We start from the raw sequence: 22870 nt of genomic DNA on the forward strand, positions 1-22870 counted from the left end.
TTTAGCTTAAGTACAGGGGGAAAATCTTATTCATTGTAAAATCTTGATGTGTGTTTTTTGAATCAAATGCTTTGAAATATGGTACCCATAATCTTTTTTGTGCTCTTTTTATAATTAATCTGTAATCGTCATTTCCTTTTAACTCATTTACAAAGGGGTATTCTTTAGAACTATAAAAATTAGATATTATAAAATGGAATCCTAAAAAAATATCCATTGGAGGATGTGGCAATCTAGGACAAGAAAAAATCGAAATATCACCAGTATTTAACCCTTCAATATAATTTCCACCAAAATGAAAATGATATGTGGGGTGTGTGTATTTTGACACCGAACTTTCTTCATGTTTATCTAAATGCCAACAACTTTTGTAAGGTTTTCCATCAACTCCATCTATACTTGCATAAGAATCTATATTTAACTCAAATAAATATTTATTTATATTATCATTTATTGAACAATCTTTATTATTAAGATTTATAGTATTATCAAAAGTTATTTTATACTTATTCAAAGTTTCTGGCATAGTACCTGAAATCCTTTTTTTTAAATGAAATATAATATCCTTGAGTTCGTATTTAAAAGACGTCAATGAATCCATTTTCCCTAATAAAATATGTAGAGGTCTAAAATCTCCAATTTGGTGATTATCAACAATTTCTAAGAACTTACTAAGGTCTTGCCTAAAATTTCTTAAATCCCAACTATCCATTTTTACTTTCTTTTTTTACAATATCACGAATAGCTTTTTTATCAATATTACTTATTTGATTTTTATATTCATCCATCGCACCTGCCAAAGCTGATTCAATTGAAATATATTCCTTTTCCTGCCAAGGTAAATAGTCTTTAAGTAATTCTATACCATCAAATGGGTCTAAAGGCTGTCTTGAGTGTTTGCAAATTGTCCAAAAATCAGAGCTAAGAGAGTACTTTGTTTTATTCAATGGTGTTAAGTTTTTTAAACCTAGTTTTAATTTTAATAATTCAACTCTATTTTCTGCATTCAAGCTTCTTAATGAGACCTCTGAACTTATTTTTTCATTCCACCAAATATTAATTTTATACATCCACCAACGAGTGTGATATTCTGAAAATATGCCAGAATAAATACTGGTGTTGATTATTTTTAATAATTTCTCCCAATCTTCAGACTCTTTCGAAACGCCAAGTCTTGCAGAAAGCACGTCTTCACCAATCATTATCCCTATTGGTCTAACAAGATCATAATAAATAAAACTACAAAGTGTAAATAAGTTTCTGCCAATAGATGCTACATCTGATTTAATTCTTGAGTGTAATGTATAATCCTCATCAAATTCAATTATTTTTTTTAAATCAAATTTATGTTCTACAATGGTTTCGTATGACTTTACAAAAGAGTCTAATTTACTTTTAAAATTGGTCTTGTCTTTTCCAAATTCTTCTTTAGTTAAAACAAAATCAAATAAATCTTGACTCGTTAAATCTTTATCAAATTCTCTAACCTTAATTCCTTCATTTGACATTAAAATCAAAGGAAAATCTTTCAAGTCATTTTTATGCTTAGTTCTGAGTGTTTGCGCTATAGTTGGAGCATCAAAACAAGCATTATTTTTTCCTTTAGTAAGTCTGTAGTCTAATACACAGGCTTTTGTGTCTGTGTCTAGTGCTTCAAATAAATCATTTATGTTTGAAGTAGGATTGTAAAGTTTTACTTCATATCCCAAGTTTTGAATGTCTTTTTCACGACTTTTAGTTTCTAAATCGTCTATGTATAATATTTTATAACCCATAATCGTCTAATTCTTTATCTGTTGCTTTAGGGATTTCGACCCTAATACAAGTATTAAAACCTTCTTTAGGAGATACTACTTGTATACTTCCTTTATAGCTTGAAACTATATCTTTTACTATTTTCAGTCCTAATCCAGTTCCTGTTATTTCGTTACTCGAGTCAATTTCTTCTAGAGTGTTTGGGGAAGTAGTGGTAAAAAATTCATCAAAAATTTTTTCTTCATTTTCTTCAGAAATTCCATCTCCTGTATCTGAAAATTCTAAGTATATATTGTTATCACTTAAACCACATTCTATTTTTATTTCTCCTGGTTTTTCCGTTCTTTTTATTGCCTTTTTAGCATTGGTGTAAAAATTAAATAGTATTGAAGACCATTCAGATGGGTGCATAGGTCTAGTATATAAATATGCACCATTTCTTATCGGAATTTCAAACTTAATATCGCTTTTAAGGGCATCATTATGAATTGATTTCCAAAAATATTCCGCTCTATTCTGAATTTCAATAGGTATTAATTCTCGAATTACATTTTGTGAAATTACATTATCAAAATATGATGTGTAACTTTTAAAGGTTGTAATATTTTTGTCTAAAATCAGAAGTCTCTCAGTTAAAACAGCATCAGAACGCAGCTTCTCTAAAAGAAACTTGACATCTGATTCCATACTACTTACATAATCTCTTACTTCATGTATAAATTGACCAATTGTAATACCAACGCTACTTAAAACACGAAGCATTGATTTTTCCTTTAGCATTTTGCCTGTTTCTTCTTTATGTAATTTTGCGACCTGTTCAATATCTTTTTTTAGTTTTTGAATTTTCTTTCTTCTTTTTCTTTTTATTTGAAGGCTACCTTCTTCTTTTTCTAGTTCTAAATCTAAAGCTTCTAATGTATGGGCAATATCTTTAATACGGACTTCTATTTTTTCATAAAGTTTGCCTTCCTTTTGTTGTCCAGAAACAATTTTCACATTTCTTACCTCAGCAACTTTTATTACTGATGTCATTATTGTCCTATAAATGAAATTTTGGAGTTGAATTAATGCTTCATTTTCCATTAATCCTTCTCTACTTGAAGTTTCATTGAATACTTTTTCCGTATCAGTTAATTCCACAAATCCAAAAAAGTTATTATTACTATGGACGGGTAAAAATGAGCGTTGATTAGCAGAAGCATCTAATTTTAACCAATCATTTTTTGGCTCTCCATAAGGTAATACTCTAAATCCATTTCTATATAATCTAATTCCTCCAGAAACTTTAGATAAATTTTTAATATTGGTTTCATGCATTTTTGGAATAAGCCCTTTATTATATATATAATAATAAGCTTTAAATCTAACTTTTTTTAGCTGAGAAAAAGGAATAGACATATCATCTGGATCACTCCCTATTTCACCATATTCCTCAATACCTAAAAGTTCACTTTTAATAGAGTATATACCTAATCCTTTATCATCAATCCATCCATCAATTTCTGCTAATGCATGGTCATAAATCATTTTAGATTCATCAGCAATTATTATTGACTTATTATTATCTAATTTTTTAAAAACTGTTTTAAACCCTGGATCAATAATTTCATCACTACTATTTTTGTTTTCCTCTAATTCAGACAAAGGAAAAGGTTGAATAATCTCACTTACGTACCTATAAATACGTTTTATTGCTGCTTGTGTCCACCGATCTTTTAATCCTTCAATTTTTAAGATTGTACCTTCTTCTTTTCTTTTAGGAGTAGTAATTATTTTATTAGTAATATTTATTAAGTCTACATCTCCTTGATATTTATTCCAATTTATAGTTAAAACCAATGCAAAATCATTTTCTAATGTTTGCGTGGTTATAGTTAGTTTCTCACCTAAACGTTGTACAGCAAATCGTCCAATACCTTTTTGACCTGCTCGTTTTCTATTATATCTTTCAGAAAGTGGATTGCGTAATTTATCTGTAGAGGATATCCTCATAAAACCATTAACCAACTGTTCTTTAGTCATTCCAAGTCCATCATCCTCAATGAAAAGAGTCCCTCCAATTGAGTCTGAATCTTCAAACTTCAAAATAACCTTTAAAGCATCAGCATCATATGAGTTTTTAACTAATTCAGATACAGCTGTTTCTTGTCTCGCTACTAATTCTGTTCCTAATCTATCAATGACACCAGCATCAACACTAAATCTCACGTTATCTTTATCAAAACTTGCCAACTTAGAGGACAACTCCATTATTCTGCTGTAGTTGTTTGGATCTTGGCTTAAAGTTTTTGAAAGTTCTTCTCTAATTCTTTGTTCGGTCATGTTTTAATGTAAAATGGCAGGTCAAAACCTACAAAAAAGGAATTTTAATTTACAGCAATAAATATAATCATCTTTTATATAACAAAGGTTGATTTGTAGTGTATAATTGGCTTCATAATATTTTGACTAAAACAAGTTTGAACGGTACGCTACTATTTAGCTAACATATTAAATAAAGACTATTATTTTGATTTGTATCTAAATTAAGGTTGATTTTTAGCTAGTTATAAGCGCGGGTTCGAGTCCCGTCCAGACCGCTTAAAAATTGCAACACTAAAGCTCTAAGAAATTGGAGCTTTTTTTAAGCAATAAAAATAGTTGTGTTGTTCTAGGAGCAATCCTAGAGTTGTGAGAAACTCAATGTTGTTGAGTTCTTACCGATGAGAAGCTTTCCTTTTTTCTGAATAAGAAAATAGGGATGCTTTTTTGTTTTTATGAGATTAATAAAGATTATATATTTTAATTGCTTAGAGGAATCTCGTCACTTTTTTTTGAAAACTAAACAAATTTTCATATTTTTAAATTAGGTATTTGCAAATTTGAGTAAGACAAAATATAATTAAGAGCACATTAAATCTATTAAAGTAGATTATCCCTATTGTACTTTCCTTTATTCCCTCATTGTATTACCCTATTTCTATTTATAGCTATTAACTATCTCTGTTTATTTCTTCCAAGTTTTGTACTTGCCTTTGCCTAACCTATAAATCCTAGTAAGATGAGTATTCAGTTAAAAGAAATATTGAGCGGTGTTAACCCAAATAAATTCAATAAGATACTTAATGAAAATGCTTTAATTTGTCTTACAGATTTACATGGGGAATTTGTATATGTAAGTAATTCTTTTTGTTTATTATTAGGTTTGGATGAAGCAGAATTATTGTCTTCCAACCTCAAGTTACTTAATTCATCAGTTTTATTGGAAGGATATTTTTCAAAGCATTGGTGGAAAACAATCACAAAAGATAATCACTGGGAAGGTTCTATTGATTTTTATAGAAAAGATGGTGTTGAACAAAACTTAATTTGTTCTATGTCATTAATTGAAGACTCCGAAAGTAAGCAATCCTACTATCTGTGGTTATTCAGTTTAAATCATGCAGATATTCAATATTTCCTTACTAAGGATTTGAGTTATAAATGGTTTTTTAAAAACAGTCCACTGCCAAAATCAATATTAAATCTTAAAGAGCTTCATTATACAGATGTTAATGAATCCTGGGAAAACTATACAGGCTTTAAAAGAGACTTCACATTAGATCAAAATCCAGAAAAACTAAAATTTTACAGGTTGGTTGATTTAGATTTTATGCGCATGATTCAATCAGGTAAGATCTCATCATACGCTTTAAATAATGCTACACTTATGACTAAATCTGGAGAAAAGAAGTATGCTGTAATTAATTACGAAAAAATCTTTCTTAATGGAGAGGCATTCTTACTTGAAGTTATAATTGATGCTACAGATAGTGTGAACTATCAAAAGGAGTTAAAAAACATTTCTAAAAAATCATTACAAAAAAAAGATGCAATTTTAAAATTGGTTGGCTCAATAGGTAAAGAGTTTAGTGAATTGCTTAAAGATGTTACATCTATTTGTGCTAAAGTTTTAGATGTAAAAAGAGTAAGTGTATGGAAATTTAACGAAGACCAATCAGCAATTCAATGCCAAAACGACTTTCATTTAGATCCTGATACATTTAAAAATGATACCACAATTTATGTTAAAGATTGTCCTAATTACTTTAAAACGCTCTATAAGCAAAATGTAGTAAAGATTGATGACGTATCAAATAGTGATTTGAATGAAGATTTTATTAATGAGTATTTAAAGCCTATGGGTATATCTTCCAGTTTGGATGTGTTTATCAATGGTGCTGATGGGTATTTTGGAATCATTTGCTTTGAACATATAGGTGATCCTAGAAAATGGACTGTTGAAGAGGAAGAGTTTGCAATAACCATTGGAAGTATTGTCACTTTCGCAACAGAAAACTTTGAGCGTAAAAAAACCGAAACAAAACTACTTTTAGAAAAAGAGTTCTCAGAAGAATTAGTAGGTTCTTTGATGGAAGGGTTATCTGTAGTGGATTTAGATGAAAAATTAATTCGGGTTAATCAAGCATTGTGTACAATGACTGGATTTACCAAGAAAGAATTAATAGGGGATCAGCCGCCTTTTAAATATTGGCCACCAGAATACCATGACAAAATAATTGAGGCTTTTTATGGCTTTAAAAATGGTGAATACAAGACAAGAGAATTAATTTACATGCGAAAAAATGGAGAGCGATTTCCTGTGTCCTTAGCATTCTCATTTATAAAAGATAAAAAAGGAGAAAACTTGGCGTATTTTGCCACTATAACAGATATTTCTGAACGGAAAAAGGAAGAAAGATTATTAAAGAAACGCGCTGAGGTTTCACGAAAGCGAAAAGAGGCTATCTCTAAACTAGTATCTATGATTGGTCAAGACTATATGTCTACCCTTAAACATACTGCTAAAGTGTCTTCCGAAGTTTTAAACGTAGATCAGGTATCAATTTGGAAATTTAAAAACGATGAAGAACAGCTCTTAAGTAAGGTGTATTATAATTCTAAAAAAGAAATTTTAGATGATGATATTTTGGTAATAAATAAAACTGATTTCCCCGAATATTTTAAGGCCTTAGGCGACAAATCTATTTTAAATATTAGTGATATTAACAGTCATTCAATAACAAAAGCCTATTCCAAAGCGTTTAATATTGATGTGAAAACGATATCACGTCTTGACGCAGTTATTCATAGCAAGAATAAGCGTTATGGTTTAATAAGTTTTGAAAGTTATAGTGATGAAAGAACGTATTCCGACGAGGAAGAAAACTTTGCAACCTCAATTGCAAATATTATTTCACTTATGGTTGAAAGTAGAGAACGTATAGCAGCAGAAAACCAATTAACTAAAACCAATGAAAAACTTTTAAAACTTAATTCTGAATTAAATAAATATAAAAAGGAATTAGAACAGGAAAACACGTATTTACGTGAAGAAATTGATTTGTCTTTTAATTATGAAGAAATGGTTTACGGAAGCAAATCATTTAGTCAAGTTTTAACAGACGTAGAACGGGTCGCAGCAACTAATGCAACAGTTCTGCTGTTAGGCGAATCTGGAACAGGTAAGGAGTTATTGGCAAGGGCAATCCATAATACGAGTGCAAGAATGAGCAAGCCTTTAATAAAGGTTAATTGTGCAGCCATTCCCAAAGAATTAATTGAAAGTGAATTTTTTGGTCATAAAAAGGGGGCTTTTACAGGAGCTATTAATGATAAGCCTGGGAAATTTGAGTTGGCAGATGGCGGAACTTTATTTTTAGATGAGATAGGTGAATTACCCTTAGAAATGCAACCCAAACTATTAAGAGCTATACAGGAGTCAGAAATAGAGCCAATAGGTGGAAATAAAACACTAAAAGTAGATATAAGAATTATTGCAGCCACAAATCGAGATCTTAAAAAGGAAATAAAAGAAAAGAATTTCCGTGAAGACTTGTATTTCAGAATTAATGTATTTCCTATAACTATTCCGCCGTTAAGAGAGCGAGTTGAAGATATTCCAATTTTAATTGATCATTTTGTAAACAAATACAGCAAGCTATATAATAAAACTATTAAGTACATATCAGAAAGCGCTAAAACCAGTTTAAAATCCTACAGTTGGCCAGGAAACATAAGAGAATTAGAAAACCTTATGGAGCGAGCTGTAATTTTGTCTAAGGAAGAAAAGCTCATCATCCCCAACTTTCAGTCATCAGCAAAAAAATCCTTAATTTCTTCCACAGCGTTATCTCTTGATGATGTTCAAAGAATTCATATCAAAAAAATCCTCAAAAAATGTAACTGGAAAATAGGTGGTTCGGAAGGTGCTGCAACATTACTTCAAATAAAACCCAGTACGCTGAGAGACAGAATAAAAAAATTGAAAATTGAAAAACCATAAAAAGTCACGGTATTCCGTGATGTTTTCGTTCGTCGAATATTTTCTTCGGTATTCCGTGCCATATAATTTTTCTGTATTTTTTTTATACATGTTTTTATGTCTGATTATTAAGTAGATACATTTTTTTATGTAGGTCTTTTTTCGTTTGGCATATATCTTGGCATTTGGTTTTTGCCCAAAAGCTATAAAAATGTTAATGCATGAAAAGACTTAATCAAAACGAATCTGAAAACGTAGAATTTTGGATGAAAGATGATATACTGTTCTGTAAGTTCAATCAAACAACTTGTCATATTTCAGTAGATACCGCTAAAATCTATATTCTAAAAATAAAGAAACTCACTAAAGGTCAACCTTTACCTTTCCTTATTGATGCTTGTGATTTTACTGGGAATTTTTCACCCGATGCAGCAAAAACTCTTGCTAAAAGTATCATTATTAAAACAATAACTCTTCATGCTTTTGTTGTAAATACATTACATAGCAAATTGCTTGTAGCTTCTTATAACAGAATTTATTTAAAGAACTTTAATGTTCAAATTTTTGAGAGTTTTGATGATGCTTTAGCCGCTTGTATAGAATCTAAAAATAAATTGTATGCCCAACATGACTAATAGTGAATGTTATAACATCCACGATACTGATCTTTTAAAAACTTTAAAAAATCATTTGATAATATCTGTTTTTGATGCTAACGGCAGAATCCTTTACTCTAATGATAACTTTTCAAAAATTTTGGGTGTTTCAAAAAAGGATATTGAAATGCCAGCGAGCCAATTGATGAGATCTCTAATTCATTCTAGAGAACTTTTTTGGAAAATTTGGTCGGTAATTCAAGCTGGAAAAGAATGGAACGGCATATTGTTTCACGAAGGTAAAAATGATAAAAACTATTGGTTAGAGACCACTATTACTCCAATAAAAAACAGTAGTGGAGAGGTTATTAAGTACATAACAAACAGTAAGGATATCACTAATTTTTACAGTGTAGAAAAAGATTACGATTCAACTCATAGTAATGAAAAACGACTTATTGGAGATATCACTAAGGAGGAGTTGTTTATTACCAGAAATGGAAAAATTTTTAACACATCACAAGTTGAGTTAAACCATACCGATAATAGTGTCCTCGGATTATTTGTTTACGACTTTGTAAATCCATTACATGTTGATTGCTTTAAAAAACGAATAGATAAGGTTTTCCTTCAAGGAAAAACAAGCAGTTATCAATCGGTTGGTTTAACTTCAAAAGGAAATCAAGCGTTTTATATCACTAAAATAAAACCTGTATTTAACCTTCAAAATGAGGTCATTTATGCCATATTAAAATCAAAGAAACAAAAGAATAGTGTAAAGGTTAACAAACAACTCAAAGCGGTAGAAACAAAATACAGTAACATATTTCAATCCATAAATGTTGGGATTATAGTTGTGGCTAACAGTAAAGGAAAAATTATTGAGTGGAACGAAGGAGCCGAAAGAGCATTTGGATATACAGATTCTGAAATTATTGGTGAACATTTATCCATATTAATTTCAAAGAAAGAAATCAATAATGGCATAAAGGAGCTTTTAAAAGTAAAAGATAAGCTTGACAACAATTTATATGGTGGAAATATTGAGATGCTCGGACTAAGAAAAAATGGAGAAGAGTTTCCTGTAGAATTCACGATGAGCCATTGGAATAATGGAAAAGAAAAATTCTACTGCGCCATTATGCTCGATATTTCAAAACGAAAAAAGTTAGAAGAAAAATTAATGAAAACGACCAAAGATTTGGAGTTGTTTTTATATCGATCTGCTCATGATTTAAAAGCACCACTAACTTCAGCTGAAGGTCTTTTACTTCTATTAAAGGAAGAAAAGCTTAATGATAAAGTTTCAGTTTTAGTTAATATGTTAATTGAAACTTTTGAAAAAGGAAGAGATCTATTGGATGATATGGCATTTGCATCCATTATATGCGAAAAGAGGAGAGATATAACACCTGTTGATTTTGAAAATATAATAGAAAACACCTTAGCTGTTTCAAATAGAATGGAACAATTTGATGATATAGTATTCAATATTGATATAGAGCAATCAAGCGACTTCTATTTTAATAATGAACTTTTAGATTTCATTTTTCAAAACCTCATACAAAATGCTATTTGTTTTTCTAAACCTAAAACTAATTCTCCTACAATAGATGTGTCTGTTAAGCCTACAAATAAAGAAGTCTCTATAGTGATTTCCGATAATGGACTTGGAATCAAAAAAGACCATATTAATAAAGTTTTTGATCTCTATTTCAGAGTTCGTAATACAAATCCCAGAGGATCAGGGCTTGGTCTTTATGTTGTTAAGCGAATTGTAGAAGAATTTAATGGAGATATAATAGTCAAAAGTGTAATAAATAAAGGCACTTCGTTCGAAATAATATTGCCAAACCTAATAGAAAATACCAAAAAAAATGGTTGAAAATATAATGTTAATCGATGACAATAAAATTGATTTATTTGTCAATCAAAGAATTATTGAAAAGTACGACTCTACTATTAAAACTAGGGTTTTTAACAATGCTATTTCAGCAATAAGTTTTTTTAAACTTCTAGAACTAAATACCAATATAAAATGTTTAACTATCCCAGATATTATTTTATTGGACGTGAGTATGCCAGAAATGGATGGCTTTAAATTTTTAGAAGAATTTAAAAAAATAAATTTAGTTAATAAAGACAAGATTTCCATCTATATGGTATCGTCTTCAAGTTGTCCAGACGATATCCGAAATGCTCAAAAAGAAATCTATTGTTCAGGTTATATTACTAAACCATTAACGGTTGATAAACTTAAAAGTGTATCACATAACTCTATAAACTTTAAAAATCATGAATACTTCAAAAAAATAATTTAGACCCTAAACATAGTATTAACCAAATCTATAATTATGAATTTAAAACCTACACTTATACTTTTTTTCATCTCAGCCATTTGCTTTCTATCAAATGCACAAATTATAAATAAAGGTGCGCTTAAAATTACATCAGGCACCAATGTTTATTTTCAAGATGAATACACAAATGCCACCACAGGAAACCATGTGTGTGATGGAAATTTTTATTTAAACAGCAATTTTATTAATGATGGTTTAACTGCGGCTTCCTCCGGAACCACTTATTTTAAGAGTGCTGAGAATACTTTGCTAACTTTATCAGGAGATAGCGGAAATGCCAATTTTTTTAACTTAGAAATTGATGTAACAGTAGTTAATAAAAAAGGTGTGTCTGTCGCCAATGATTTTTTATTACAGGTAGTAAATGCGTTGAATCTTAAAAGTGGTGATTTAAGACTTAATGGTGAATCACAGCTCATACAACGTCATTCTGGCATAGATAGTAATGTTAATGTAGCAGGAAAACTTTTGATAGATCAACAAGGAAAAGCATCACCTTATCAATACGATTATTGGTCTTCACCTGTAAATAATGGAGGTACCTTTTCTCTCTTAGGAGGAAAATTTGATGGAAGTGATTCATCACATAACCCTTTTAGCCCAACACAAATATTATTTAATTCTGGATCACCTTATAATGGATTGCCTGCGGTTACAGATGTTAGTGGTAATGTAACTACAGCTTTGACGATTAATACGAGCTGGCTTTATAAATATTCTAATGCCACAGGTTCTTATTATGATTGGATACAATTAAATAGTTCTAGCACATTGAATCCAGGAGAAGGTTATACCATGAAAGGCACTAATACAACAGAGCCTAATCAAAATTATGTGTATTATGGAACACCAAATAATGGAGATTACTACATTCCTGTTACTTCAGGAGAAAATATTTTATTAGGCAACCCTTATCCATCTGCTTTAGATGCAGAAGAATTTTTATATGATAACCTCTCTCTCACAGGAGCTCTTTATTTTTGGGTTGATGGTGGCTCTACATCTCATGTTTTATCAAGTCATATGGGAGGTTATGCTATTAGAAACCTTACTGGCGGCACACCTCCTTCCATCGCTTCACCTCTCATTTCAGGGATTGGTGATGCAGGTGAAGTAACAGAGCCTTCAAAATACGTGCCAGTTGGCAAAGGGTTTTTTATTGAAGCAATGGCCTCAGGAAATATTGTTTTTGAAAATTCGCAACGTGTTTTTAATTCACAATTCGAAAGAATGTCATTTGATAATAAATATGTGCGAATAGGTTATGAGGATCCAGAAGGATTTCATCGTCAATTATTATTAGGATTTTTGCCAGACTCTACAGCAGACTTAAATTATAATAATGGTTATGACGCTATTCAGCTAGTTAAAAGAGAAGATGATGTGTTTTTTATTATAGATGATAATATTAATAATCATTTTGGTATTCAAGGCGTCAATGATTTTTCAGAATATATGGAATTTCCACTAGGCTTGATTATTACAGAAGAAGGATCACATCAACTTATGCTGGACTCGGTTGAAAATTTTACAGATATTGTTTATGTAAAAGATAATATATTAAACACAACCTATAATTTAAATGACTCCAATTTTGAAATTAATTTGCCTGCAGGAGAGTATTTTGATAGATATTCTATAGTGTTTCAACCTTCTGAAACCTTAAATACAACAACTCAAACCCTAAACAAAACTCAAGTTTATTATAATGGTAAAAACCAAATTGTTCTAACAAAACCAAATCATCTTGAAATTAAAAGTATTGATGTCTATAACATCTTGGGACAGCACATTTTATCATTCTCAGAACACATAACTAATCAGAATAAAATACAACTTCCATTTAATGAAGCAAAAGGTATTTATCTGGTTGTTTTAAATACAAATAACTCCCAAAAAACTACTAAAATATTAAACTACTAATTATGAAAACTAAAAAATTACACCAAATCGCATTTACATTAATTACTTTATTTTTATTAAGTGCTAATCTTTACTCTCAGGTTGGGATAGGGACTTTAAATCCAGATCCTTCTGCAATGTTAGATTTAGATTCAACAACCAAAGGAATGTTGGCTCCGAGGATGACGTCTACAGAACGGATATCTATTTCCAATCCGGCAAATGGTCTGTTAGTTTATGATACTTCAGAAAATGCTTTTTACTTTTATAAATCAAGTACTTGGACAAAATTAGATTCTAAAACACGAAATAATCACAAATTAATTAAATCTGAAGCAGACCTAAGTGATGAGCTTACTGCTGGAGGTGGCTCTAAATATTTACTAAGTTCAAATTCAGTTTATGAAATTAATGGCATCATAAACTTAACTTTTCCAATTGAACTAAATAATGCTTATTTAAAAGGTTTGCATACAAACGAAGACAAATTAATTAAAGCTAGTGGAGATATGTTTATAGGAAGTAAAGGAGGTACTATTAAAAACTTAACTTTAGCTGGAGGCACTATTTTTAATTTGACTGGTAGTACTTCAGAAAGTTTAATTATAAGAGATTCTGTTATAGCAAATGCCGCTTCTGTAGGAGTAATAGATGGTTATGGAATTGTATTCCTAAGTATAGTTCAATTTACAGGCAATGCCTCAGGAATTGAATATAGTGACATCAATAATTTACTTATAAGTAATACAGGTTGGTTTTCTACAAATTCAGGTGTATATGAAACCTATTCAGGTACTTTTAGTTCCATTGAAAAACAAGGAGGTTTTATGACTATTAATGGAGAAGCAAAAGGAATTGATTTAAGTAATAATCCAAGCGTTTCGAAAGCTGTACTGTCTGGAGTTAGCTTTAACGGAACAAGCACAGAATATGTTAAAAAATATAGTACAGGAACTTATCCTGATTATAGTTTCAATAATTCATGGACCGTTGACTGTCCTGGAATAAAGGTAGAAACTGACCAAGTTGCTTCTGCAAATATATATTATAATGGAACCATCACCACAGGATTTGTTCAAACTGTTACTAATGGTAATGCATTTAATTTAACGGGAAACTCAGGTTCAAATACCACAAATGATGTTAACATGTTTAGATCATCTTCACCACAAAATAACCGAATTACATATTTAGGAAATAAAACAAGAACTTTTAAAATAAGTGCATCTCTATCAGTTAGAGGGAATAGTGGTATTGGTGATTATTATGCTTTTTTTATAAGAAAGAATGGATCCACAAGTTTGATAGAAACTAATACGCTAATGCGAGTTAATAATACTTCAGATATTTCGAGTAATGCTATATCTGGAACAGTAGAGCTAGGAAAGAATGATTATATTGAAATTTGGGCTCAAAGATTAACTGGTTCAGGGACTACTTCAATCACTGTTTTCTCTTTAAATTTAGATATTAAGTAATTTTAGAATTGTTTTGAAAATGTGCTTCAATTTTGGCTTTTTTAGTAATATAAACGTTTGAGTTGTTCTGAGAGCTATTAAAAGCTTTCCTTTTTTCTTTATTGAAAATTGGGATGCTTTTTTGTTTTAGAGAAGTCTTGATGACATTTTTTAATCCATTCGATGTGATTATAAATATTGATATCATGAAAGCATTTAAATACATTCTGATTTTAGCATTAATTTCAATACTCTTTGCTTGCAGTAAAGATGATGCCAATAATAACCAGCAAGATTTACAACAATTCAATTCTCAAATATGTAATGGTATATCTGGACCAGAAGCTATGTATTGGGATGGGAGTCACGGATTACCTACCTCTTTAGCACAAATTCCAACATTGACAAATCCTGGTCAACAATTTATTCATTCACAATATCCTGCTCTTGGTTTTACAATGCCTCAAGGGTATGTGGCTCAAGAAATCACAGACTTACAATCAGGAACTATAGGAGTGAATGTTTTCAGAAATGATAATAATGTCGTTTGGAGGTATATTCCTTCAAGCCCTTTTATCGGTCAGGTCCAAATCAACGACATCGTTGCATTTGAAATAAACCAAATTATGCAATTTCATGGATTTAATGGAAGTCCGCAAGTCATTTGTACTACAACACAACAGTCTAATGAATTTGGATTTCCTACAACGTTTGGAGCCCGTTTAATTCGCTTTGGTAATTTTACTGCTTTATTAACCGTTCAAACCCATTTCATGCCAAGCTTAGGAAATACCTTTATTTCTGTTACCTTAGCATCAGGTCCAACAACAGAATTCAATAATTTGGTCATGGGAACGTATTTACCTTTGCATTGGCAATTACTGGTTATCTCTGATGATGTCAGAGATTCAGATTTAGATGGCACTCCAGATAATCAGGATGCAGCTCCCTTTAACCCAAACATACAATAACCGGACTTATTAACATGTAATGAACATTTTTTAAGGAAAATATGTATTTAATCGATAAAATACAGCATTTCATCCGATTTATTTTTGTTATGACACAAAATAGTAGTATGTTTACAGTCCTTCATAAGCCCCTAAATCACTTATCAAGGTAATTTTAATAATCCATTTTTATTTTTAGACGCTTTTTGCGTTTGATTTCCCTCATAAATTTTTGAATTTTTGGCAGGTTTGCCATTTTAGTTAATAATCCATTCTTCCCTCGACTGGCATTTTTGATGCTGTTTTATTATTAACAAAATAGAATTTTAACAAACCCTAAATATTAAAATTATGAAGACCCTAAAAATTACATTTTTATTATTAGCAGTAGTATTATTAACTGTTTCAGGACAGAGTAGTGATACAGTAGCCGATAATAACGAACCTACTTACAAGACACAAAAGCAGTATGATTTGTTAGCGCATGCTAAGAAAAATAGAACTTTAAAGCCTAACGGATAGAAGTATCTTACTTTAAAAAAATATAAAGCATTAACTGTAAATTCGGTTAATGCTTTTTTATTTTGTTGCGATGTTGAATTTTTAAATTAAATTTGATTTAAATTATACGTGACTACTTTGAAAGATTTTTTTAAGTTAATATTTGTTTTTTTTCTTCCATTATTCGTTTTAGCTCAAAATGACAATCAAGATAGAATCAAAGATTTAATTAATTTAAGAGAACAATCAAAAGAAAACAATCTGTCATTTGAAGAAAAAGAAAAACTTGCGAAGCAATCTTTAGAAATAGCAAATGAACTTAAGATTGATTCTTCAATATTAAAAAGCAAAAGAAGATTATCTACTATTTATCTTAACGAAGGTAAATATGAGCAATATAAAAATCTGAATTTTGAAAATTTAAAATTAGCCAGAAAAGTCAATGATTCTACAGCTACATCTTCAGCCTTATTTAATATAGGTCAATATTATTATTCACAATATGAAAACGATAGTGCTTACTATTATTTTTCAAAAGCTATTAAATTTTATAAAAAATTAGGTAATGTAGAAGATGAGGCGTTTGTATTGTTAGTTATATCTGATATTCAAGAAACTGAAAGAGATTACATAGGTAGTGAAGAGAATGCCATAAAAGCTATAAAAATGTTTGAGTCTTTTCCAAAGACAGAATTTAATCTCGCGCAGATTTATAATCTCAATAATTTGCTTGGAATTATATCATTAAAACTAGGCAACTATGATAAATCTCTCGAATACCACAACAAAGCAGAAAAGGTTGCTAAAACCATGGACAATGGATTTTATAATGAAATCTTCTCTATAAATAATAAAGCTTTTGTTTACAGAAAAAAGAAAAATTATGATGAAGCACTTGATTTATATAATAGCCTTGTCAACATAAGGGATCAATATGACGATTATGATCCTACATTTTATCCTTTGATTATTGATAACATAGCATATACTAAATTAATTGCTGGTCATGACGATTATGACAAAATGGAAAGCCTATTTAGTAAGGCATTTCACATTAGTGATAGTCTTAAAGATGATATAACCAAGTTAGCTGTCAGCATAGATTTTTCAAAATTTTATTTGAAAAGACAGATGCCTGACTCGTCTTTGAAATATGTTAATATAGCTTACAAAATTGCAAAAGAAACATCCTCAAACGATATACTTTTAGATGCGCTAAAGGTGCTTTCTGAACTCAAAGAAGGTGAAGAAGGGAAAACCTATCTTATTGAGCATATCACACTCAGTGATAGCTTGCTAAATGTCGAACGAAATGTCAGAGATAAATTTGCCAGAATAGCATTTGAAACTGACAAAATAGAAGAGGAAAACGAACGTATTTCTCAACAGCGAATGTGGTTGTTAATTGTCTCAGCCGTATTACTGGTAACGTTATTTTTATTATATATTATCATTACACAACGTGCTAAAAATAAAGAACTTCAGTTTGAAAAAGATCAGCAAAAAGCCAATGAAGAAATCTATAACCTTATGTTGTCGCAACAGGACAAGGTAGATGAAGCCAGAGCTAATGAAAAAAAACGAATTTCTCAAGAAATGCACGATGGCATTTTAGGGCGATTATTTGGAACACGTCTCAGTTTAGATAGCTTAAATTTCTCAGAAGGCAAAGAAGCCATTCAGAACAGATCTAATTATATAAATGAATTAAAGACCATTGAAGATGACATTCGCAAAATTTCACATGACCTCAACACCGATTTCGTTTCAGGTTCTGGCTTTATGGATATTGTTTCTGAATTAATTGAGAAACAAACCAGTGCATATCAACTAAAATCTAAATTTGATTATACAGATGATGTCAGTTGGGAAATGGTGTCAAATAAAAACAAAATTAATATTTACAGAATTATTCAGGAGTCCCTTCAAAACATTTATAAACATGCAAATGCTGAAACCGTAAAAATTAGTTTTCAACTAAAAAATAACGTAATTTTATTATCAATCACTGATGATGGTTCAGGATTTGATGTTAATAAGAGTAAGAAAGGCATCGGAATTAAAAATATTAATGCCAGAGTTAATGACTTAGAAGGCACTGTAGAAATTAAATCTAAAATTAAAGAAGGTACAACGATACAAATAAAAATTCCTTATAAAACCAACCCATAATGCAGCACATTCATATTTTAATGGTTGATGATCATCCTATCATAATTGAAGGATATCAGAATACTTTAATGGCTACAAAAAAAGAAAATCAAACCTTAGTAATAGATACTGCTAATACCTGTGATACTGCAAATTTATTAATGGAAAAGGCAGCAGACGAACGACCATATGACGTTTGTTTTTTTGATATTAGTTTGCCTCCATCTTCAGACGGTAGAATAACTTCTGGTGAGGATTTAGCTAAAATTGCTAAGAATATTTTACCTAATGCTAAAATTATAATCCTTACTATGTTTAATGAATCGTACCGCATACATAGTATCGTAAAAGAAATAAATCCTGACGGATTTTTAATTAAGAGCGATCTGACTTCAAGCGAACTGGCAGAAGCCTTTCATCATATATTAGTAGATCCACCATATTACAGTAGTACAGTATCAAACTTTTTAAATAAATCGGTTATTAATGAAATCTATGTCGATGAGATTAATCGAAAAATTCTCCACCTCTTAGCTCAAGGAATGAAAACCAGAAGTCTTCCAGAACATATTAATTTGTCTATGAGTGCGATAGAAAAACGCAAAAAACAACTCAAATTATTGTTTTCAATAGAAGATGGTAAGGATGAATCCTTGATATTGGAAGCCAGAAAAAAAGGATTTCTTTAGGAATAGCGATTATATTTGCAATTTTCACCTCAAAAAAAACAGCTTTAAACCCTTGTTAATTCTGCAAAGTACGTTTTTTCCGCATCATGTTTACGGTTTTTCCACATCAAAAAGTTATTATCTAGACTTATATTTGAATAGTCAACACAATAACTTTTAATCCCTCTAAGTGTTTTGTTGAATTAATAGCAAAGAAAAAAAACCTAACAATTAATACTAATTGTTAGGTTTTGTCTTTTTTAACGATTTATTTAAAAAAGTACATCTTGATACTCGATAATCTTCACAATAAAAAGTCCTAGAAATAATAGTGCCACCATACATTTTATAAATGTAGATGCAAGGAATCCTAAAAAAGAACCAAAAGCCGCTTTAAGTGCTTTATCAAATTCACTTTTATTAATGAGTTCTCCTATTAAGGCACCAATAAATGGTCCAATTATTATGCCTCCTGGAATTGGTGACAATAAGCCAATAATCAAGCCTACAGTTGTTCCAATCATACCAGCTTTACTGCCTCCAAAACGTTTTGTTCCCATAGCAGGAATTATATAATCAAGAATCCATATTGTAATAGCTACAAAAAGTGTTATGCCTAAAAATGTCCAATTCATTGGTACAACATCAGTAAGATGAAACATGAGTAAACCTATCCAGCTAGTTAAAGGGCCAGGTAAAACAGGTAAAAAGCTACCTATGATTCCCAATATCATAAAAAAGGCAGCAAGTATGATTAAAAAAATATCCATTTAGTTGCATTAAAATTTAACAATTAGACGCCATAAGAATCGATTTGTTACATTTATGAACTAAATATTTAGTTTAAACTAATATTTTAGTTATATTTGAAGTGTTTAATTTTTAAATATGAAACAACTTACAAAAGCAGAAGAGGAAATCATGCAAGTGCTTTGGGAACTTAAAAAGACCAACGTGAAAGCTATTATTTCAGAATTGCCCGAACCAAAACCTGCGTACAATACAGTTTCTACTATAGTTAGAATCTTGGAGGCTAAAGGATTTGTAGACTATGAAAAACAAGGCAAAGGCCATTTGTACTTTCCTATTGTTCAAAAACAAGATTATAGTAATCAGTCAATAAACACTTTAGTTGATAATTATTTTCAAGGCTCTTTTAAAAGTATGGTATCTTTTTTTGTAAAGAAAAATGATCTGGATCTCAAGGATCTGGAATCCATTTTAAAAGATATTAATAAAAACAACACTTAAATATGTTACATTATATATTGCAAGTTGTTGCGTTTCAACTTGGGTTTTTAATAATTTATGATGTGTTTCTTCGGAAGGAGACTTTCTTCAATTGGAACAGGATTTACCTTTTAATAACCGCTTTACTATCGGTTATTGTTCCGTTTATAAAAATTGAAAGTATAAAAACCATTATACCTGAAAAATTTGTAATTCGGTTGCCTGAAGTTATTATTGGTAACCTAACAGAATCGAGTTCTGTGCATCCTGAAATTGCTAATCTTGCCGGAATTACTATTGAACCAGAGCCAATTTCTATATGGAATATAATACTCTTTAGCGGAATGTGTATGGCATTCCTAACTCTAATATTCAAGGTTTTTAAATTGGTAGTATTAGCTTCAAAACATCCAAAACGCTGGAGTAATAATCTGTTAATTATTAAACTGATTAATAGCAATGCAGCATTTTCATTTTTTCATTATGTTTTTATAGGTGAAAACATCAATATTAGAGATCGCGATTCTATTTTAGAACATGAAATGGTTCATGTTAAACAAAAGCATACATTAGACTTGCTGTTTTTTGAAGTACTCCGAATCCTATTTTGGTTCAATCCACTGGTTTATATATATCAAAACAGAATTTCTGAACTTCATGAATTTATAGCAGATGCTAAAGCAGTAAAGTTTAAAAATAAAGCGGAGTACTACAACAATTTATTAGCACAAGTATTTGAAACCCAAAATTTTTCTTTTGTTAACCCATTCTTTAAACAGTCATTAATTAAAAAACGAATCCTTATGATGAGTAAAACAAAATCAAAACAAATCCATGTTTTAAAATATGCTTTGTTACTTCCTTTAGTAAGCACAATGCTTGTTTACACGTCTTCGTATGCTCAAGAAAAAACCGAAGTCATTCAGGAAACCATTCAAGTTGAAGATTCTCAACTAAGCGATAAAGAGCTAAGAGAAAAATATTACAAACAAATTATTGAAATGGAGGAAAGTGGAGCTTCTTTTACAGATATTTTTGATTTTGGCATAAGTGATAAAGACCAATATATAAAAACCAAAACCGCATATTACAAACTCAATGCTTATTTACAGTTTATATCTAAAGGTTTTAAGGGAAAAAAGGTAGAAAATAATGATGACATTTCTGGACAAAATATTGAACGCTCTGAATCTATTAATAAGATGATAAATCGAACTTACGAAGAATATCTGGCATGGAAGCAAACAGATGAAGCCAGAGATATATGGGAAAATAATAGTCGAGATGGTGTGTTGCGTTTAATTGTTAATGATTTTTCAAACTGGACAGAAGAAGAGAAACAAAAAATGGATCGAAAACTTGATATGATAGAATATGATGATTATTTCAAAGAATTGTTAATTGTGGATATGACAGGAACAGGAAAAATGATTTTGCAAAACCCTAAAGCATCAACTAAAGTTACGCAAGACGTTAAGGTTATTGATGTGGTAGAATCTATTGAAGTGCCTTTTGCTGTTGTAGACCAAGTTCCAGTAATGGTGACCTGTCAAAACTTAACAACAAACGAAGAACGTAAAACCTGCATGAGTAATGGCATTGCATCTCATGTAAATAAAAATTTTAATATTGCTTTAGCCAAGCAGTTAGGCTTAACAGGTAAGCAGCGTATTTCGGTTATTTTTAAAATTGATACTCAGGGAGAAATCATAGAGGTTAGAGCAAGAGCATCTCATCCAGAATTAGAAACTGAAGCGGTACGTGTTATAAATTTATTACCGCAATTTAAACCTGGAAAGCAAAAAGGTAAAGCAGTTACTGTGCCTTATAGTTTGCCAATTTTATTTCAAATTGCTCCAGATAAAAAGAATTAATGAGAATAGTATTTAGTTTGTTGTTTGTTTTGATATTTTTTAAAACCGAAGCACAACCCTCGGTTTTGACTATTGCAGATAGCTTATATCTCAACGGAAATTACAGTAAAGCCATTTCAACCTATCAATCGTATGTTAATCCAAATGAAGTATATGATAAAATTGCAAAATCATTTATTGCTATTGGAAATTATGATGAGGCACTTCGCTATTATAAGTTGACTGTTGAAGTACATCCAGATGATGCATTATCTAAATATGAATATGCAAAACTCTTATCTAAAACGAAACATTTTAAAGCTTCCATTGAAGTATTTAATGACTTAATGAATATCGATTATCGCAACCCGAATTACCATTATGAAATGGGATTAGCCTTAGAAAAAATGAATGATTCTACAGCTATGAATCGGTTTAGAACAGCCTACGATTTAGATAACACACATCAAAAAGCCATATTTAAAATTGCGAAACATTTTCTAATAAAACGAAAACATGACATCTCGCATCGCTATATTGATAAAGGCTTAGAAGCTTATGAAAATAATGTTGAACTTATCAGTTTAAAAGCGCAAAATTATTATTATCAAGATTATTACAGAGACGCTAAAGTCTGGTTTCAAAAACTCATTGACTTAGGAGAATCTTCAGAGTTTATTCATGAAAAATTAAGTAGTATTCATGCTGAATTGTCAGAATACGAAGAGGCTATTACGCATCGTAAACTAGTGTTGGATTATAATCCATATGATTCTAATGCCTTATTTTTAATAGGAATGTATTTTGAGAGACTTAATGATTTTGCAAACGCTGAAACCTATCTGTTAAAAGCTCTTAAATTGAAAGATGTGCCTTTAGATTACGAATATCAAAAGCTTGGTATGCTGCTCAACAGACAAAAACGTTACAAGGAAGCCATTGAGGCTTTTGAGGTGTCTTTAAAAGAAAATCCTGAGAATACATCTTCAGCTTTTTTTATAGTCACAACTAAAGATCATTATTATGCAGATATTGATTCAAAAATAATAGCTTATCAGGATTTTATTGATGGACATTCTACGTCACCATTTTTAAACTTTGCAAAACGCCGATTATCAGAATTAAAGGAAGAAAAATTTCTGAAGGAAAAGGAAAAAGAGTAAA

General features: G+C 30.4%; 17 protein-coding genes. 13 read left to right on the plus strand and 4 right to left on the minus strand.

Annotation, left to right across the window (positions count from 1 at the left end):
• Window position 1: 1 nt before the first annotated feature.
• The 3 genes from ACRHNM_RS03490 to ACRHNM_RS03500 are packed head-to-tail and all read right to left on the minus strand — an operon-like array spanning window position 2 to window position 4077.
• Entirely contained in the window at window positions 2-712 is a 711-nt protein-coding gene (locus ACRHNM_RS03490; RefSeq protein ID WP_431133705.1) for a hypothetical protein, read from the minus strand.
• Complete coding sequence (locus ACRHNM_RS03495; protein ID WP_431133707.1) at window positions 705-1775, minus strand: hypothetical protein; 1071 nt, start codon at window positions 1773-1775, stop codon at window positions 705-707. The genes ACRHNM_RS03490 and ACRHNM_RS03495 overlap by 8 nt, the downstream gene beginning before the upstream one ends.
• Window positions 1765-4077 (minus strand): sensor histidine kinase, encoded by a 2313-nt coding sequence (locus tag ACRHNM_RS03500; RefSeq protein WP_431133709.1) that lies wholly within the window; start codon window positions 4075-4077, stop codon window positions 1765-1767. Before ACRHNM_RS03500 ends, ACRHNM_RS03495 begins: the two co-directional genes overlap by 11 nt.
• A gap of 718 nt (window positions 4078-4795) precedes the next feature.
• On the opposite strand from ACRHNM_RS03500, the gene ACRHNM_RS03505 reads away from it, so the two are divergent.
• The 10 genes from ACRHNM_RS03505 (at window position 4796) to ACRHNM_RS03550 (ending at window position 18644) form a co-directional block, all read left to right on the plus strand.
• Window positions 4796-8059, plus strand: coding sequence for a sigma 54-interacting transcriptional regulator (locus ACRHNM_RS03505; RefSeq protein WP_431133711.1), 3264 nt, complete (start codon window positions 4796-4798; stop codon window positions 8057-8059).
• A 200-nt stretch (window positions 8060-8259) separates the two neighbouring features.
• Window positions 8260-8673 carry a hypothetical protein gene (locus tag ACRHNM_RS03510; RefSeq protein ID WP_431133713.1) on the plus strand — a complete coding sequence of 138 codons (414 nt, stop codon included), beginning with the start codon at window positions 8260-8262 and terminating at the stop codon, window positions 8671-8673.
• Window positions 8657-10519, plus strand: a complete 1863-nt coding sequence (locus ACRHNM_RS03515; protein ID WP_431133715.1) for a PAS domain S-box protein — start codon at window positions 8657-8659, stop codon at window positions 10517-10519. The genes ACRHNM_RS03510 and ACRHNM_RS03515 overlap by 17 nt, the downstream gene beginning before the upstream one ends.
• Window positions 10512-10955 (plus strand): response regulator, encoded by a 444-nt coding sequence (locus ACRHNM_RS03520; RefSeq protein ID WP_431133717.1) that lies wholly within the window; start codon window positions 10512-10514, stop codon window positions 10953-10955. Before ACRHNM_RS03515 ends, ACRHNM_RS03520 begins: the two co-directional genes overlap by 8 nt.
• Window positions 10956-10988: 33 nt before the next feature.
• Window positions 10989-12917: a T9SS sorting signal type C domain-containing protein gene (locus ACRHNM_RS03525; protein WP_431133719.1), complete on the plus strand. Its 1929-nt coding sequence runs from the start codon at window positions 10989-10991 to the stop codon at window positions 12915-12917.
• 2 nt (window positions 12918-12919) lie between these two features.
• On the plus strand, window positions 12920-14374 hold the full coding sequence (locus ACRHNM_RS03530; protein ID WP_431133721.1) for a hypothetical protein: 1455 nt from the start codon (window positions 12920-12922) through the stop codon (window positions 14372-14374).
• A gap of 185 nt (window positions 14375-14559) precedes the next feature.
• Window positions 14560-15324, plus strand: a complete 765-nt coding sequence (locus tag ACRHNM_RS03535; protein WP_431133723.1) for a hypothetical protein — start codon at window positions 14560-14562, stop codon at window positions 15322-15324.
• 330 nt (window positions 15325-15654) lie between these two features.
• Window positions 15655-15825, plus strand: coding sequence for a hypothetical protein (locus tag ACRHNM_RS03540; RefSeq protein WP_431133725.1), 171 nt, complete (start codon window positions 15655-15657; stop codon window positions 15823-15825).
• A 117-nt stretch (window positions 15826-15942) separates the two neighbouring features.
• Window positions 15943-17976 carry a tetratricopeptide repeat-containing sensor histidine kinase gene (locus ACRHNM_RS03545; RefSeq protein ID WP_431133727.1) on the plus strand — a complete coding sequence of 678 codons (2034 nt, stop codon included), beginning with the start codon at window positions 15943-15945 and terminating at the stop codon, window positions 17974-17976.
• On the plus strand, window positions 17976-18644 hold the full coding sequence (locus tag ACRHNM_RS03550; protein WP_431133729.1) for a response regulator: 669 nt from the start codon (window positions 17976-17978) through the stop codon (window positions 18642-18644). The genes ACRHNM_RS03545 and ACRHNM_RS03550 overlap by 1 nt, the downstream gene beginning before the upstream one ends.
• Window positions 18645-18895: 251 nt before the next feature.
• On the opposite strand, the gene ACRHNM_RS03555 is transcribed toward ACRHNM_RS03550, so the two are convergent.
• Window positions 18896-19393 (minus strand): DUF456 domain-containing protein, encoded by a 498-nt coding sequence (locus tag ACRHNM_RS03555; protein ID WP_431133731.1) that lies wholly within the window; start codon window positions 19391-19393, stop codon window positions 18896-18898.
• A 118-nt stretch (window positions 19394-19511) separates the two neighbouring features.
• On the opposite strand from ACRHNM_RS03555, the gene ACRHNM_RS03560 reads away from it, so the two are divergent.
• The 3 genes from ACRHNM_RS03560 to ACRHNM_RS03570 are packed head-to-tail and all read left to right on the plus strand — an operon-like array spanning window position 19512 to window position 22869.
• Window positions 19512-19874 (plus strand): BlaI/MecI/CopY family transcriptional regulator, encoded by a 363-nt coding sequence (locus ACRHNM_RS03560; protein ID WP_431133732.1) that lies wholly within the window; start codon window positions 19512-19514, stop codon window positions 19872-19874.
• 2 nt (window positions 19875-19876) lie between these two features.
• Window positions 19877-21727, plus strand: a complete 1851-nt coding sequence (locus ACRHNM_RS03565; RefSeq protein WP_431133735.1) for a M56 family metallopeptidase — start codon at window positions 19877-19879, stop codon at window positions 21725-21727.
• Window positions 21727-22869, plus strand: a complete 1143-nt coding sequence (locus tag ACRHNM_RS03570) for a tetratricopeptide repeat protein (protein ID WP_431133737.1) — start codon at window positions 21727-21729, stop codon at window positions 22867-22869. Before ACRHNM_RS03565 ends, ACRHNM_RS03570 begins: the two co-directional genes overlap by 1 nt.
• The last annotated feature ends 1 nt before the right edge of the window (window position 22870 follow it).

It is taken from the genome of Psychroserpens mesophilus (genome assembly GCF_050617655.1).
Taxonomy (GTDB): Bacteria; Bacteroidota; Bacteroidia; order Flavobacteriales; family Flavobacteriaceae; genus Psychroserpens; species Psychroserpens mesophilus_A.

Bases quoted from the DNA above. Each gene is read 5' to 3' on its own strand.
- ACRHNM_RS03570 (WP_431133737.1), top strand. From the start codon at position 21,727: ATGAGAATAGTATTTAGTTTGTTGTTTGTTTTGATATTTTTTAAAACC.
- ACRHNM_RS03490 (WP_431133705.1), bottom strand. From the start codon at position 712: ATGGATAGTTGGGATTTAAGAAATTTTAGGCAAGACCTTAGTAAGTTC.
- ACRHNM_RS03515 (WP_431133715.1), top strand. From the start codon at position 8,657: ATGCCCAACATGACTAATAGTGAATGTTATAACATCCACGATACTGAT.
- ACRHNM_RS03540 (WP_431133725.1), top strand. From the start codon at position 15,655: ATGAAGACCCTAAAAATTACATTTTTATTATTAGCAGTAGTATTATTA.
- ACRHNM_RS03525 (WP_431133719.1), top strand. From the start codon at position 10,989: ATGAATTTAAAACCTACACTTATACTTTTTTTCATCTCAGCCATTTGC.
- ACRHNM_RS03530 (WP_431133721.1), top strand. From the start codon at position 12,920: ATGAAAACTAAAAAATTACACCAAATCGCATTTACATTAATTACTTTA.
- ACRHNM_RS03565 (WP_431133735.1), top strand. From the start codon at position 19,877: ATGTTACATTATATATTGCAAGTTGTTGCGTTTCAACTTGGGTTTTTA.
- ACRHNM_RS03510 (WP_431133713.1), top strand. From the start codon at position 8,260: ATGAAAAGACTTAATCAAAACGAATCTGAAAACGTAGAATTTTGGATG.
- ACRHNM_RS03555 (WP_431133731.1), bottom strand. From the start codon at position 19,393: ATGGATATTTTTTTAATCATACTTGCTGCCTTTTTTATGATATTGGGA.
- ACRHNM_RS03560 (WP_431133732.1), top strand. From the start codon at position 19,512: ATGAAACAACTTACAAAAGCAGAAGAGGAAATCATGCAAGTGCTTTGG.
- ACRHNM_RS03495 (WP_431133707.1), bottom strand. From the start codon at position 1,775: ATGGGTTATAAAATATTATACATAGACGATTTAGAAACTAAAAGTCGT.
- ACRHNM_RS03520 (WP_431133717.1), top strand. From the start codon at position 10,512: ATGGTTGAAAATATAATGTTAATCGATGACAATAAAATTGATTTATTT.
- ACRHNM_RS03505 (WP_431133711.1), top strand. From the start codon at position 4,796: ATGAGTATTCAGTTAAAAGAAATATTGAGCGGTGTTAACCCAAATAAA.
- ACRHNM_RS03535 (WP_431133723.1), top strand. From the start codon at position 14,560: ATGAAAGCATTTAAATACATTCTGATTTTAGCATTAATTTCAATACTC.
- ACRHNM_RS03550 (WP_431133729.1), top strand. From the start codon at position 17,976: ATGCAGCACATTCATATTTTAATGGTTGATGATCATCCTATCATAATT.
- ACRHNM_RS03500 (WP_431133709.1), bottom strand. From the start codon at position 4,077: ATGACCGAACAAAGAATTAGAGAAGAACTTTCAAAAACTTTAAGCCAA.